Consider the following 14,806-nt stretch of genomic DNA (forward strand, 5'->3'; position numbering starts at 1 on the left):
AGCTTCAATCACCGGGCATCGCACAGATGCCCAGGTCCATCAGCCGTATCGCATCGTTGGTCAGGCGGGTGACCACTGTTTCTTCGGCCTCCTCGCGCTTGAGTTTGATCGCATCCATCTGGTTCAGGTAATCCCCGGTGGTCAGCTTGGTCGCCTGATCAAAAACGGCATCGATTTGCGATGCGAACGTTTGCTCAATGCTGTTGAACGATCGCGGAAACGTGCGCTTGAGGTACTCGCACCAGAATGGCTGACGCAGCATGAATGTCAGCCATTCGGAGGACAGTTCAGCGGTATTGACCGCATTTTTTGCCGTAGCCAGATCCGCTTCGGTCACTCCGCCCAACACGGCAAACCGCATATGCCGAGGCTGCCCCGGCAGATCAAGGTCATCGGCAAGGCCTGTACGATACGCAAGGTTCACCTCAAGCGGATCGGCAGTCGGGTTCTTGCGCACATGCTCTTGGGCGATGTGGTCCAGTTTGTCCAGCCGGAACAGGCCCCTGCCCAGTTGGAGCAAAGGCTTTGCACTGGTGGTTCGGCCACCGGCGAGGCTGGTCACCCTGTCGACTTCCACGGCGACTTCAATATGGCTGAAATTCATCGCCGCCGTATCCGCACAGTTGATCGGGTTGGCGGCCAGATTGAGCACTTGCTCGCATAACTCTGCGTCGGATTCCGCGGCTTCAAGGATCGCCCAAACCCGGCGATGCATGTCGTCGCTGACCTTTTCAGAGTCGGCCGTATTGCCGACCTCCGCCAGCAAATGAAACAGGCCCTCGGCCCGTGGATCGTCCTTGAAGGCTGTCCAGATCCGGTTACGCCGGCCCCAGTCCTCTCCGGCTCCGTCCTTAAACCACAGTGAGCGCGCCTGCTGCTCATCGAGTCGAGCGATATCGTCTTCCAGATAGCCCATGCCGATACCGACGTTGTTTCGATAATCGGCCAGATGAGTGGCGCTGGTGCTCGACAAGGGATTACCGCGCAGGTTGACGGCCTGACTGAAACGTTTCGATGTTTTGAACAGCCAGTTCGGCAGCTCCTTGATGTCGTTGTTGCGCAGATCCACCCAGTCCAGATAAGGCAGGCGTGCAAGGCCTTTGGGTAATTCGGTGGCACCCGTCTCACGCAAGGACAGGGAGTGCAGGTCAAACATCTTGCTCACGTCCGGGGTCGCGCCCAACGGGTTACTGCTCAGGTTCAAGTTGCACATTGTGCGTATGTTGCTCAGCTTCACCAGAGACTGTTCGGTCAGCTTGATCTGGTTACCCGCCAGACTCAACCGGGCGAGATTGGGCATGTGCGACAGAATCTCGGGCAGCCGCGTGATTTTATTGTTGTCGAGTTGCAGGGACTCGACCTTTTTGAATGACTTGAGGAAATAAACGAGATCATCGCCCTGCGCCATGTTTTTCATCGACAACTGCTGAATATGATCGAAGTTCAACTCCGGCGGTAACGTGGGCAATGCCCCCACCCGCATTCCGTCGAGATTCAGCACACAGACCGATTGACCACTTTCATCGGTCGCCAGAAACAGCCGCCGAAACCCGTCTTCAATCAGCCCTGCCGTCAACTTGCGGCTGTACCACACTTCACGCAAGTCACCGCCCAGCGCCCTCATCGCAGCTATGTCCTCACTCCAGACGTCCAGCACCTCACGCAATTGCAGCAGATCATGGCGCAGACCTTTCACCCGGGCCGCGCGGGTCAACGGGTCGGCGCCCAACTGATCGATAAGCTCGATGGCCTGCGCTTGGGAGAAACGTGGATAGAGTTTTCTCACCTTGCGGATCAGTGCTCGCGGATGCGTGGTCGCCGTCGCTGCATGGTCGGCTTGAACACAGCCGAGTTCAGCGCTCAGCGGTGCAAACTCGCCGCCGGCCAATAGCTGGGCACTGGTCTCACGCTCATCCAGTGCAACGTTGAGTAATTTGCTGCGCAGCCGCGCACTGTCGGCGTCCACAGGATCGGCGAAGCCGGCGGCGATGCGCTGGCGCGGAGGGAGTGCCTTGAGGATCGCGGCATAAAGGCTGTCGGGACCTGCTGCGGTAATCCCGAGGGATTTACCGTCCCCGCCAAACGCTTCGTAGCCGTTGCTGGATTTGACCAGCGTGCAGGTGTTCAGGGGTGTCGCCGATTCATTACCGATGGCTTCCAATATCGGCCCGGTCAGTGTCTTGTCACGCACCGACAGGCGCAGTTCAGCGTCCCATCCACCCAAACGGGGCAGCAACTGGATGGCCAGTTTTTCACAGTCGGCATTGGCGATCTGCGGTACGTGAAACCCGCTTAGCGCGCGATCGAGTCGCACTTGGGCGCTAGCTTCGCGGGCTTTTTGCGCCAGCCGCAAGGGCACTCGCCCGGTGGAGCGCAAATGCAAACGATCGACACTCGACGCCTGATCAATCAGGCGTTGCGCATAGCGCGCGGGAATATCGGCGAACACGCTACGCAGCTTCTTCACCTCGTCCGCATCACTCTGGTCATGTCGCTGGTACATTCGCTCAAAAACCGCGCGACGATCAGCCTTGAACGCCGCCCCCAGTTTTTTCGCCAACGCTGGCCTTTGCGACTCAGGGCTGACCCTGGCTCCCAGCAACGTATCGACCTCGTGCTGAAACAGGCCATCGATTACCGTCTGGAGCAACTGCCCCTCCTCCAGTTGATCCTGGCTGACAGCCACGCTGAGTTCTTCATCGAGGAGGGTGGTCGCTGGATGGGTTGCAGTGATTGTGCCTTCGGGATCACTGACTGCGATGTAGCGATCAGTAGGCCAGCCCGGCAGTTTCGGCAGGCCGTGCAACTGCTCCGGCAGTGGCTGGCCAGCGTGGGTTTCGCCGCTTTGCAGTTCGATGATGAATTGGCGTAACCGGCGCTCGATCCGCAAGCGCTCCACGGTGTCGCGTAACCGGGCAGGCAAGACCAGGTTGTCAGTAAAGGCGCGCTGCAATTCATCGTGCGGGATGTTGCTGATTCGGCGAATCATCTCCAGATCCGTATCCCCGAACTCGCTCAGATGCGGATCAATGCGTTTGAGGGTATAGGGCGCGCTTTTCCACTTTTCGACATCTTCAGCCGCCAGGCGCCAGCCACCCTCGATGTGCTGTTCAAGCTCGGCGGCATAGGCTTGAGGGCGCTCAGGATGGTCAAGACGCCAGACCCGACTGACTGGATCGATGCTTCCGGAAAATATCCGATGGTCAACCCGAGCCACGGTTTTGTCCCGGATCTGATAGAGCTCCTCAGAGCCATCCGCCACCGTAAATCCCGATGGAAGCTGATGCTCATACGTCCTCAGATCGGGCTTCCACAGGCGTGGTTTGCCGGTCGGGTCGAGAATCGCGGTGAACTGGTCGAAAAACTCCGGATGGGCACGAACCAGTTTGCTTCCCAACGCACCGACCGCCTTCTGCGCACCGGCGAAAACGCCCATCAGCAGAATATTTTCGACCACGCTGAGCACATGTGACAAAGCCTCCTGCTGATCGCCCCGACGCCAGTCTTCGACCCCTTCGTACACCTCCGCCAACAGTTGCCCGAGCGCGACCCCCATCATCAATTGGCCGACTACCGGAACGAAAAAACCTGCCACCGTCGCAATCGTCACACCCAGTTCGAGAAAATCGAGAAAGCGTTTCTGACGCACCTCTTCATCAACATCGGCGGTCGGCACGGCGAGCTTGCGAGCGTCGATCTGCATCTTGCCGACGTGACTTTGCACCATGAACTCGAACAGTGGCACGGTGATCGGCAACTGCCGGATGTGGCCCAGATCAGCTTTATCGGCGAAGGTTTTGAAGAAGTCGGCCTTGTCATCTTCGTCAAGACTGTTGGCGAAATAGTCCTTGTAGCTTTTCACATTCAATTTCTGCGTGAGGTACTGCTTGAATGCGTTGAAACTGGCGTACTCGTACAAAGGCCTTTGCGGCTCGTTGGCCATGTACACCAGGCACCATTCGTCCGGGTACAACTCGAACGACCGGACGGAAAACACCACAACACCCCAGACGCAACTGTCGAGCACCTCAATGCCCTGCATGAGCAATGCACGCTTCTTGTAATGCAGGGTTTTCGACGAGACCTCGCCATCAGCGGCAATCAGCCTCTGGATCGTTTGCAGGCCTTGCGGCGTGATGTGCTGCCTTAGCCCGGCCAAATGCATATCCAGTTGCAGCAGGTGTTTTTTCAGCGTCGCGATATCGCGAGTCATCGGGCTGGTCGCAACCACTTTGCCGTCGCTGTCGGCCAGGCCGAACACCTGCTGGAAATGTTCCTGGTAGCGTTTACCCAGATCCAGTTCGCGACAGAATCTGGCGAACGATGCCGGGGTCAACCCGGCCACGCCTGAGGGTGCGCCATGCACCTGGATCAAACTGCCGACAGGATAATTGTCGGCCTCTTCGTCCTCGCTGAAGTTCTGCATCGCCGCGTGCAGCAATGTTTGTGAAGCGTGCGCAAAGGTTTCAATACCTTGGGCGTCGGTTGAGGTCGGCAGGCAACCGCAATCGATCCCCGGCAGACTCAACAGATCCTTCTCGACATTGAAGCTCGCCGACCACTTGCGACTCAACGCCTTGGTCAATTCGGCAATGCAGAAGCTTTTCAGGGGTTTGAGCAGCAGTAGATCCTTCTCGACCTTGAGCTGAGCGGCGTGCAGGTCGCGCGCGGTCTGGTCGAGTGCGGCCAAAGTGGCGACCGAACTCTTGAGCAGCATATCGGGCAGGTTTTTTTGCAGCGCCTCGGCGCTGTCCAGGTCGCCTGTGGCTTCGAACAAGGCGCTGAGTACTTCATTTTGAGTCAATGCGCGCGGTGCGGATTTATCCTGTGTGGTGTTCATCGGCAATAGTCCTTTATTGCAGGATTGAACTTCAACCTTATCCACATTCACTACAAATTAAAACATATAACCCTAACTCATTTAAATTACATTACAGCAAACACACCTCACCCAAGACCGTGCGGTATATATTTATATTAAACATTCAAATACTAACGCAAAGCACACAAGAAACCATTCAATAAAAGAACTTTTTTATCACGACAGCCAAACATAACATGGCATCTCATATAAAAAAGAGACTTCCATCATGACTTCACCTACAAATAACACGCCCAACACGATATCGGACGCTGACGCCATCGCGAACATCTTCGATGTCGTCAAAGATCAGGACAAGGCAACTGCCGTGCAACGATTCATCACCCACGGCATGGCAAAAGACGACCCCACGAGGCTGGCCGGTTTTCGCGCAACGCTCGATGAAGCGCTGCCCTATCAGGATTATATTGATGAGTTGGCAGGCAAACTGGAAACACTGGAGAATTTCTGCAGACGCGAACTTCGCCATGAACTCAAGCAAACCTATGGGACACGCTTCAGCGTCAACGACAGCATCAGGCTCAAGCCTGAAAACACTACGGATGTTGCGTCCTGTACCTACACCCTGCTGCAGGCGGCGATGTTGAATTTCACCGACGAAGAAGCGGCTCCCGGTTATTTCTCGAACGACAGCGAGATTTTGGACATTCTTGGCCAGGCAACAGGTGACGCCCCTGACGCGATCAAGGTGTCCGCACAAGAGTTTGCTACTCTGAGTCGCAAACTGGATCTGGGAGGTCAATACCAAAAACACATCGCCAGAACGTTTAAAGTTTCAACTATTGAATTGATCGGCACGCGCCTGCACAAATTCAACATGAAACTCAGCGGCTATGAAAAGTACTTCAAAAATCCCGATTTTCCTCTGCACCGGCTTTTCACCCTGTTGGATCTGACCAATGGAAACGGGGATATTTTCTATGGCGCCAATTTTAATAACGGCAAAATAGAACTGCAGTCGATACAGTTATTTGGCGAGTACACCACCGATGCAATTCTGATCACATGCCGGACTGACCAATCGCCAAAAGACCATCACATCGTATACATCCCCAACGACACGGGTGACGGCTTCTACACAGACGATAGCGAAGACCAGTCAAAATATCGATTCGCCATCAACTTCCTTGCAAATAACGAATTCCAAACACTCATCTTCTCCCAACTTACCAATACCGAACAAAATAAAATAAAGGCAAAGGACCTGACTAACATTTCGGCTGTCAACGACATAACGTATATCCCGCTAAAGAAAGGGCTGTGCAAACATCTCTTCGACCGCTATCTGGATAAGTTGTCCGCAGATGCCAGGGACATTGCCGTGCCACTCGCCAATGTCAACGAGCCCGCCTACGCCAACAGGCGCGGCGTTCATACCTTGGGTAAGAGCGAGCGACTTTGCACCAGCCCGACCCATAATTTCAGCCGCCGCTTGCGCACTTACGCCACGGATGAATTGCTGGGCTCCGTGTTCGCCGGTCTGGGCAGTTGGACCGCCATCGAGAAGTACAATGCCCTGTCACGCCTGCTGGATCTGAAAAAACGATTGTCCTCGCCTGATACCGATCGCGAGGGTTTGCGGGTGGACGCCGACTGACAACCCGCTACAAAACCATCGTCGATCAAACCCTTCAGTTATCAGCAAACAGCGAAGGGTCAACGCCCGCTTATTCCGGAGCGCGGATATATACAACAACGGCCTTATAACTTATCGTTCTAAAACTCCACTTACCGGGGCGGGTCAGTTTCTGAGTGCCTGCCCTTTTGGCGAGGCATGGCTTGACACCCTCCCCAACGGAAAAACCGGTAAGGATTTTATGTGCGGATTAGCTGGCGAGTTACGTTTTGATCAACAACCTGCAGACCTTGCAGCCATTGAGCGAATCACCCATCACCTGGCCCCTCGCGGCCCTGACGCGTGGGGCTTCCACGCCCAAGGGCCGATTGCCCTGGGCCATCGTCGCCTGAAAATCATGGACCTGTCGGACGGCTCGGCGCAGCCGATGATCGACAGCCAGTTGGGCCTGTCACTGGCCTTCAACGGCGCGATCTACAACTTCCCGGAGCTGCGTGCCGAACTTGAAGCGCTGGGCTACGCCTTCTATTCCGGTGGCGACACCGAAGTGCTGCTCAAGGGTTATCACGCCTGGGGCGAAGCGCTGCTGCCAAAACTCAACGGCATGTTTGCATTCGCCATCTGGGAGCGCGATGCGCAGCGTCTGTTCATCGCCCGTGACCGTCTCGGCGTGAAGCCGCTGTACCTGTCACGTACCGGCCAGCGTTTGCGTTTTGCCTCGGCCCTGCCGGCGCTGCTCAAGGGTGGCGACATCAACCCGATCCTCGATCCCGTCGCGCTCAACCATTACCTGAACTTCCACGCCGTGGTGCCTGCGCCACGCACGCTGTTGGCTGGCATCGAGAAACTGCCGCCAGCGACCTGGATGCGCGTTGAAGCGGACGGGACCACCGAGCAGAAAACCTGGTGGACCCTGCCCTACGGGCCACACGAGGACGAGAAAAACCTGCAGCTCGAAGACTGGGTCGACCGCGTACTCGACAGCACCCGCGAAGCCGTGGCAATTCGTCAACGTGCGGCAGTGGATGTTGGCGTGCTGCTGTCGGGGGGTGTCGACTCGAGCATGCTCGTCGGTCTGTTGCGTGAAGTCGGTGTAGAAAATCTGTCGACCTTCTCTATCGGTTTCCAGGATGCCGGTGGCGAGCGCGGCGACGAATTTCAGTATTCCGACCTGATCGCCAAACACTACGGCACTCAGCATCACCAACTGCGCATCGACGAGAAAGAGATCATCGAACAACTGCCCGCCGCATTCCGCGCGATGAGCGAGCCGATGGTCAGCCACGACTGCATCGCTTTCTATCTGTTGTCTCGCGAAGTGGCCAAGCATTGCAAAGTGGTGCAGAGCGGCCAAGGCGCAGATGAACTGTTCGCCGGTTATCACTGGTACCCGCAAGTGGACGGCGCGGCCGATCCTTACGCGGCCTACCGCGAAGCGTTTTTCGACCGCAGCTATGACGACTACGCCGCCACCGTGCAACCGAAATGGCTGACCGCCAATGACGCCGCCGGTGACTACGTGAAAGAGCATTTCGCCCAACCCGGCGCCGATGCCGCGGTGGACAAGGCCCTGCGTCTGGACAGCACCGTGATGCTGGTAGACGACCCGGTCAAACGCGTCGACAACATGACCATGGCCTGGGGCCTGGAGGCGCGCACGCCGTTTCTCGACTATCGACTGGTCGAACTGTCGGCGCGGGTTCCCGGCAAATTCAAGCTGCCCGATGGCGGCAAACAAGTGCTGAAAGAAGCGGCGCGACGGGTCATTCCAAGCGAAGTGATCGACCGCAAGAAAGGCTACTTCCCGGTGCCCGGCCTCAAACATTTGCAAGGCGACACCTTGAACTGGGTGCGCGAACTGCTGCTCGATCCAAGCCAGGATCGCGGCCTGTTCAACCCGGCCATGCTCGACAAATTACTGACTGATCCGCAAGGCCAACTGACGCCGTTGCGCGGTTCGAAACTGTGGCAACTCGCGGCCCTGAACCTGTGGCTCAGTGAACAAGGAATCTGATTGATGAAACCCCACGCCACGGCCATTAACCAACGCCTGATACGCGGCCAGACGCCGTCGTATGAGCGTTTGCAGGCGCGCCTGGCCGAAGACGGCAGCGAACTCGCAACTGCGCCGATTGCAGTGCATTGCGGCTGGGGCCGGTTGCTGATCGGCCACACTTTTCCCGACCCGGCAACACTGGCCCGAGAGCTGCTCAACGAGCAGCCCGGCGAGCGTGACATTGCCCTGTACGTCGCCGCACCGCAGCAGATTCTCGGCCTCGAACCGACGCAATTGTTTCTCGACCCGTCCGACACCCTGCGCCTGTGGTTCAGCGACTATCGCCAGGCCACCCGCGTGTTTCGCGGTTTTCGTATTCGTCGTGCACAAAGCGAAGCAGACTGGCAGGCAGTCAATCACCTGTATCAGGCGCGCGGCATGTTGCCGATCGATCCGGCGCTGCTCACCCCGCATCATCAGGGCGGCCCGGTTTACTGGCTGGCCGAGGATGAAGACAGCGGCGCGGTGATCGGCAGCGTCATGGGCCTGAATCACCACAAGGCCTTCAACGATCCGGAAAACGGCAGCAGCCTCTGGTGCCTTGCGGTGGACCCGCAGTGCTCGCGCCCCGGTGTCGGCGAAGTGCTGGTGCGCCACTTGATCGAGCACTTCATGAGTCGCGGCTTGAGCTATCTCGATCTGTCGGTGTTGCACGACAACCGTCAGGCGAAAAACCTCTACGCCAAACTCGGTTTCCGCAACCTCTCGACCTTCGCGATCAAGCGCAAGAATGGCATCAACCAGACGCTGTTCCTGGGTCCCGGGCCGGAAGCCAATTTCAATCCCTATGCGCGAATCATCGTCGAAGAAGCCCATCGCCGTGGTATCGACGTGCAAGTGGATGACGCCGAGGCCGGACTGTTCACGCTCAGCCATGGCGGGCGCCGCGTGCGTTGCCGCGAATCGTTGAGCGATCTGACCAGCGCGATCAGCATGAGTCTGTGTCAGGACAAAAGCCTGACCCACAAAGTGTTGAAGGCTGCCGGACTGAAGCTGCCCTCGCAGCAATTGGCGGGCAACGCCGATGACAATTTAGAGTTTCTCGATGAGCATCAAAGGGTGGTGGTCAAGCCGCTCGATGGTGAACAGGGTCAAGGCGTGGCAGTGGATTTGCAGAGCATCGAGGAGGTGCAACAGGCCATCGAAGCGGCCAAGCAATTCGATAGCCGAGTGCTGTTGGAAAGCTTCCACGAAGGTCTGGATCTGCGGATTCTGGTGATCGGTTTTGAAGTGGTGGCGGCGGCGATTCGTCGTCCGGCGGAAGTGATCGGTGATGGTCAGCATTCGATTGGTGCGCTGATCGAAGCCCAGAGCCGACGCCGGCAAGCGGCCACGGGCGGCGAGAGCAAAATCCCGCTGGATCACGAAACCCAGCGCACCTTGCATGCGGCCGGTTACGACTACAGCAGCATTTTGCCGGCGGGCGAGCATTTGTTCGTGCGGCGCACGGCGAATCTGCACACCGGTGGCACGCTGGAGGATGTCACGGCGATTCTGCATCCGACCCTGATCGATGCCGCCGTGCGGGCGGCGCGGGCGCTGGATATTCCGATGGTCGGCCTCGACCTGATGGTGCCGGCGGCAGATCAACCGGAGTACGTGTTTATCGAAGCCAACGAGCGGGCCGGTCTGGCCAATCATGAACCGCAACCGACAGCCGAGCGGTTTGTCGATTTGTTGTTTCCGCACAGCAAGCCGGCAGTTTCTTGATCATGTGGTGCATCTACTGACGCCTTCGCGAGCAGGCTCGCTCCCACATTTGAAATGCGGTCCCCTGTGGGAGCGAGCCTGCTCGCGAAGGGGCCGCCTCAGGCGCTACAAATTTTTCTCCTCATCGAAACCATCGATGTGCTCAACCCATCAGGAGTTTCCATGACCACGCAAATCCCCGAACCGGATCTCAACTACCTGCAAAAAGTCCTGCTGGAAATGCTCGCCATTCCCAGCCCCACCGGGTTCACCGACACCATCGTACGTTACGTCGCCGAGCGTCTGGAAGAACTCGGTATCCCTTTCGAAATGACCCGGCGCGGCACCATTCGCGCGACGCTCAAGGGTCGAAAAAACAGCCCCGACCGCGCCGTTTCCGCGCATCTGGACACTATCGGCGCTGCTGTCCGGGCGGTCAAAGACAACGGTCGCCTGACCCTTGCACCGGTCGGATGCTGGTCGAGCCGTTTTGCCGAGGGCAGTCGCGTCAGCCTGTTCACCGACAACGGCGTGATTCGCGGCAGTGTGTTGCCCCTCATGGCTTCCGGGCATGCGTTCAATACCGCGGTGGACGAGATGCCGATCAGTTGGGATCACGTCGAACTGCGCCTGGACGCCTACTGCGCAACCAAGGCCGATTGCGACTCGCTGGGTATCAGCGTCGGTGATGTGGTGGCGTTTGATCCGCTGCCGGAATTCACCGAAAGCGGCCATATCAGCGCCCGTCACCTCGATGACAAGGCTGGCGTCGCCGCGTTGCTGGCGGCACTCAAAGCCATCGTCGATAGCGGTCAGGAACTGATGATCGACTGCCACCCGCTGTTCACCATCACCGAGGAAACCGGCAGCGGTGCGGCGGCGGCTTTGCCGTGGGACGTCAGCGAGTTCGTTGGCATCGACATTGCGCCGGTCGCGCCGGGGCAGCATTCCAGTGAACACGCGGTGAGTGTGGCGATGCAGGATTCCGGCGGCCCATACGACTATCACCTGTCGCGCCACCTGCTGCGTCTGGCCGGTGAAAACGAACTGCCTGTGCGCCGCGACCTGTTCCGCTACTACTTCAGCGACGCACACTCGGCGGTGACTGCCGGCCACGACATCCGCACTGCCCTGCTCGCCTTTGGCTGCGATGCGACCCATGGTTATGAGCGCACGCACATCGACAGTCTGGCGGCGCTCAGTCGCTTGCTCGGGGCTTACATCCTGAGTCCGCCGGTATTTGCCAGCGACGCGGCGCCGGCCAATGCATCGCTGGACCGCTTCAGCCATCAGATCGAGCACGACACGCAGATGGAGAGCGAAACGCGAGTGCCGCCAGTGGACAGTCTGGTGGGGCAGCGTTCCGACAGTTAAATCATTGTTGGCAGAACCATCGCCTTCGCGAGCAGGCTCGCTCCTACAGGGAAACACATTCCAAATGTGGGAGCGAGCCTGCTCGCGAAGGGGCCAGATCAGGCAACACAAAACTGGCAGGCAACCATCAATCGCCGTAGCATCCCGCCATTGATTCAGCCGAGGTGCCCATGCTCATCCCTTACGACGCTCTTGAAGTCGACACCCTCACCCGCCTCATCGAAGATTTCGTCACCCGCGACGGCACCGACAACGGCGACGACACGCCGCTGGAAACCCGCGTATTGCGCGTACGCCAGGCACTGACCAAGGGCCAGGCGCTGATTGTCTTCGACCCGGAAAGCGAACAGTGCCAGTTGATGCTCAAGCACGACGTGCCCAAGCATCTGTTTGACTGAAATCCTCAGCGAACCTTTTGCGTAGCCTGTTTGCGCTGGATCCGCTCGTAGACCTCCGCACGATGCACATTGACTTTCTGTGGCGCCTCGACGCCGAAGCGCACGCTGGAACCGTTCACTGACAGAACGCGCAAGGTGATGTCATCACCGATTGAAATCAACTCACCAACGACACGGCTGAGTACAAGCATGAGATTCGTCCTTCAGGGTTAGCGAACCCTGAAGATGCGCGGCTTGCGGCGGCTCTACAATGCGCCGCGGGCAAATCAGTAATGCCCTACAGCGTCAGGCGCGCTGACCTTCAGACATTTCCCGCAAATCGTTAAACAGCCTTCCCCTCAAGCGGCGGAAAAGCGTGGACCGAACAGAATCACGCTGGCACCGATCACGCACAACGCCACACCGATCCAGTCCGAACCCAATGGACGAACTCGCTCGACCACGGCCAGCCAGCCAATCGAAGCCACGATGTAGATCCCGCCATAAGCGGCATAGGCGCGACCGGCGTAGGCCGCTTCGACGCGCGTCAACAACAGCGCGAACAGGGTCAGACTGAGCAGCGCCGGGATCACCCACAGGGCACTTTTGCCCTGACGCAGCCACATGAAGAAAGCAAAACAACCGGCGATTTCAAACAGCGCCGCAAGGAAGAACCACAGGTAATTGAGCATTGACGCGTCTCGACAGGGTGACCATTGCGGCCACCCTAACCACGCCGCACGTCAGGGGCAAGTTCAGCCGTTGCTCTGTTTGGCCTTGGCGCGCATTTTCTCGGCCATGGACGTCATTTCGTTGTAAAGCAGTTGTGGGTTCTTCTGCTTGATCGCCCAAGCCATACGGCCCTGTTCGTGAGGCAGGATCATGAATTCGCCAACAGCGACTTGCTGATAGATGTAGTCGGCAATGTCCGCTGCGCTGATCGGTGAACTCTCCAGCAACTTGCCGACCTGGGCTTTCATCGCCGGAGTCGGGCCACGGAAAGAATCGAGCAGATTGGTCTGGAAGAATGACGGGCACACCACATGCACGCCGACTTCCTGCTGCGCGAGTTCGATCAACAGACTCTCCGACAAGGCCACCACGCCCGCCTTGGCCACGTTGTAGTTGCTCATCGCCGGGCCCTGCATCAACGCGGCCATGGAGGCGATGTTGATAATCTTGCCTTTGCTTTGTTCAAGCAATGGCAGGAACGCTTTGCAGCCCTTGACCACGCCCATCAGGTTGATCGCGATCTGCCAGTCCCAGTCTTCCAGCGACAGTTCGCTGAAGAACCCGCCAGAGGCCACGCCAGCATTGTTGACGATGATGTCGATGCCGCCGAGTTTCTCTTCGCAGGCCTGGGCGAACGCAGTGAGCTGGCTGTAATCACGCACATCGCAACGCTGAATAAACCCGTCGCCGCCCGCCTCGCGCACCATTTTCAGGGTTTCTTGCAGGCCGGGCTCGCTGACGTCGGACAAGGCCAGTTGCCAGCCTTCACGCGCCCAGCGCAGCGCGATTTCGCGACCTAAACCTGAGCCCGCGCCAGTGATCATCATGCGATTTTGCATAGCAGACAGCCTTGTTGTTCCGGGGAAGATGCGCGGAGTGTAGCGAAGGTTCGGCGCGCGCCCACGCTCCATCAAGTTGCTGAATGGAGGATCAAAAGATCGCAACCTTCGGCAGCTCCTGGACTGATTTCTGTAGGAGCTGCCGAAGGCTGCGATCTTCTGATCTTTTGCTTTAAAGGAAATAAGGACGCAATCCAAATACATTAAAAAAACATTGAATTTTCTTTCATTCGCACCGGTCGGAATTTATAAGCTGCCTGGAATTACTTAGTCTCCAGTCGCCCTTGAACACCAAGACTTCTCGAACACTTTCAACAAGGAAATAGACATGGGCACAATTCTTATCATTATCCTGATCCTGTTGCTGATCGGTGGTCTGCCAGTCTTCCCACACTCCAGAAGTTGGGGTTACGGTCCATCGGGCATTATCGGCGTGGTGTTGGTCGTGCTGCTGGTGCTATTGCTACTCGGTCGGATATAACGATTCAAGCGTAAAAAAAGAGGCCCTTTTCAGGGCCTCTTTTTTATTGCGCTGTCCCGTCCTGAATAAGGTTTACACCTTCTGACCCATTCTCAGGAGGGAGTAATGAATACGGGAGAAAGGCGCAGTCAGCGTGATTACACGCTGACCTTTAAATTGTCGGTCGTCGATCAGGTCGAAAAAGGCGAGTTGAGTTATAAAGAGGCTCAAGAGCGCTATGGCATTCAGGGTAAAACGACCGTACTGAACTGGTTACGCAGGCATGGTCGGCAGGACTGGAGTCAAGGCGCGTCCATTCGCTCCAAGAGACCCCGTTCCATGGATGAGCCCGATAAACCCCTGACACCCGAACAGCGAATCAAAGAGCTTGAAGAAAAGCTTGCCCAAGCCAACCAGAAAGCTCAGTTTTTCGAGGCCGTCGTTGACGTTTTGAAGAACGACTTCGGTGTTTCTGTCGTAAAGTCCTCTCCCAAGGGCAGATCCAAGGCCTGAGCATCAGTAGGGCTTGCCAGTTCATGGGGATTTCCCGTCAGGCGTATTACAAGCGCAACCGGGCGTGTGATGCCCGGGCCCGTCATGCCCAGGAAGTGATGGGATTCGTGAGGGAAAAGCGACTTAGGCAACCGCGCCTTGGCACCCGAAAACTTCACAATCTAATGCGCACTGAGCCAGAAGTGTCCGTAAAGGTTGGTCGAGACCGTTTATTCGATATCTTGCGAGATCGGCGCGAACTGGTTCCCCGCAGACGGGCCTATCACAAAACGACAGACAGCCATCATCGCTTTCGCCGGCATCCAACC

Annotated in this window: 10 protein-coding genes and 1 pseudogene; 7 read left to right on the forward strand and 4 right to left on the reverse strand. The window is 57.4% G+C overall.

Features of this window, described 5'->3' with window-relative positions; genetic code table 11:
- Positions 1 to 4: 4 nt before the first annotated feature.
- Positions 5 to 4,840, reverse strand: a complete 4,836-nt coding sequence (locus ACIOVB_RS21060) for an NEL-type E3 ubiquitin ligase domain-containing protein (RefSeq protein WP_401271007.1) — start codon at positions 4,838 to 4,840, stop codon at positions 5 to 7.
- 250 nt (positions 4,841 to 5,090) lie between these two features.
- Here ACIOVB_RS21060 and ACIOVB_RS21065 point away from each other — a divergent pair, with 250 nt between their 5' ends.
- The 5 genes from ACIOVB_RS21065 to ACIOVB_RS21085 all read left to right on the forward strand — a co-directional run bounded on the left by ACIOVB_RS21065 (position 5,091) and on the right by ACIOVB_RS21085 (position 11,975).
- Complete coding sequence (locus ACIOVB_RS21065) at positions 5,091 to 6,479, forward strand: dermonecrotic toxin domain-containing protein (protein ID WP_401271008.1); 1,389 nt, start codon at positions 5,091 to 5,093, stop codon at positions 6,477 to 6,479.
- A gap of 220 nt (positions 6,480 to 6,699) precedes the next feature.
- Positions 6,700 to 8,472 (forward strand): N-acetylglutaminylglutamine amidotransferase, encoded by a 1,773-nt coding sequence (locus tag ACIOVB_RS21070; protein WP_401271010.1) that lies wholly within the window; start codon positions 6,700 to 6,702, stop codon positions 8,470 to 8,472.
- A gap of 3 nt (positions 8,473 to 8,475) precedes the next feature.
- Positions 8,476 to 10,224: an N-acetylglutaminylglutamine synthetase gene (ngg, locus tag ACIOVB_RS21075; RefSeq protein ID WP_401271012.1), complete on the forward strand. Its 1,749-nt coding sequence runs from the start codon at positions 8,476 to 8,478 to the stop codon at positions 10,222 to 10,224.
- 162 nt (positions 10,225 to 10,386) lie between these two features.
- Complete coding sequence (locus ACIOVB_RS21080) at positions 10,387 to 11,577, forward strand: osmoprotectant NAGGN system M42 family peptidase (protein ID WP_187677750.1); 1,191 nt, start codon at positions 10,387 to 10,389, stop codon at positions 11,575 to 11,577.
- 170 nt (positions 11,578 to 11,747) lie between these two features.
- Positions 11,748 to 11,975: a YheU family protein gene (locus tag ACIOVB_RS21085; protein ID WP_003192759.1), complete on the forward strand. Its 228-nt coding sequence runs from the start codon at positions 11,748 to 11,750 to the stop codon at positions 11,973 to 11,975.
- A 5-nt stretch (positions 11,976 to 11,980) separates the two neighbouring features.
- On the opposite strand, the gene csrA is transcribed toward ACIOVB_RS21085, so the two are convergent.
- The 3 genes from csrA to ACIOVB_RS21100 all read right to left on the reverse strand — a co-directional run bounded on the left by csrA (position 11,981) and on the right by ACIOVB_RS21100 (position 13,525).
- Complete coding sequence (csrA, locus tag ACIOVB_RS21090) at positions 11,981 to 12,166, reverse strand: carbon storage regulator CsrA (RefSeq protein WP_077574041.1); 186 nt, start codon at positions 12,164 to 12,166, stop codon at positions 11,981 to 11,983.
- A 147-nt stretch (positions 12,167 to 12,313) separates the two neighbouring features.
- Positions 12,314 to 12,646: a YnfA family protein gene (locus ACIOVB_RS21095; RefSeq protein WP_003226957.1), complete on the reverse strand. Its 333-nt coding sequence runs from the start codon at positions 12,644 to 12,646 to the stop codon at positions 12,314 to 12,316.
- Positions 12,647 to 12,709: 63 nt separating this feature from the next.
- Entirely contained in the window at positions 12,710 to 13,525 is an 816-nt protein-coding gene (locus ACIOVB_RS21100; protein ID WP_187677751.1) for an SDR family oxidoreductase, read from the reverse strand.
- A gap of 322 nt (positions 13,526 to 13,847) precedes the next feature.
- On the opposite strand from ACIOVB_RS21100, the gene ACIOVB_RS21105 reads away from it, so the two are divergent.
- Positions 13,848 to 14,006 (forward strand): DUF3309 family protein, encoded by a 159-nt coding sequence (locus ACIOVB_RS21105; protein WP_169432680.1) that lies wholly within the window; start codon positions 13,848 to 13,850, stop codon positions 14,004 to 14,006.
- A 105-nt stretch (positions 14,007 to 14,111) separates the two neighbouring features.
- A pseudogene (locus tag ACIOVB_RS21110) lies at positions 14,112 to 14,806 on the forward strand (IS3 family transposase); the annotation flags it as partial.

Origin of the sequence: Pseudomonas sp. NPDC087639, assembly GCF_044743385.1 — a bacterium.
GTDB lineage: Bacteria > Pseudomonadota > Gammaproteobacteria > Pseudomonadales > Pseudomonadaceae > Aquipseudomonas.

Bases quoted from the DNA above. Each gene is read 5' to 3' on its own strand.
- ACIOVB_RS21060 (WP_401271007.1), bottom strand. From the start codon at position 4,840: ATGAACACCACACAGGATAAATCCGCACCGCGCGCATTGACTCAAAAT.
- ACIOVB_RS21085 (WP_003192759.1), top strand. From the start codon at position 11,748: ATGCTCATCCCTTACGACGCTCTTGAAGTCGACACCCTCACCCGCCTC.
- csrA (WP_077574041.1), bottom strand. From the start codon at position 12,166: ATGCTTGTACTCAGCCGTGTCGTTGGTGAGTTGATTTCAATCGGTGAT.
- ACIOVB_RS21080 (WP_187677750.1), top strand. From the start codon at position 10,387: ATGACCACGCAAATCCCCGAACCGGATCTCAACTACCTGCAAAAAGTC.
- ngg (WP_401271012.1), top strand. From the start codon at position 8,476: ATGAAACCCCACGCCACGGCCATTAACCAACGCCTGATACGCGGCCAG.
- ACIOVB_RS21070 (WP_401271010.1), top strand. From the start codon at position 6,700: ATGTGCGGATTAGCTGGCGAGTTACGTTTTGATCAACAACCTGCAGAC.
- ACIOVB_RS21100 (WP_187677751.1), bottom strand. From the start codon at position 13,525: ATGCAAAATCGCATGATGATCACTGGCGCGGGCTCAGGTTTAGGTCGC.
- ACIOVB_RS21065 (WP_401271008.1), top strand. From the start codon at position 5,091: ATGACTTCACCTACAAATAACACGCCCAACACGATATCGGACGCTGAC.
- ACIOVB_RS21095 (WP_003226957.1), bottom strand. From the start codon at position 12,646: ATGCTCAATTACCTGTGGTTCTTCCTTGCGGCGCTGTTTGAAATCGCC.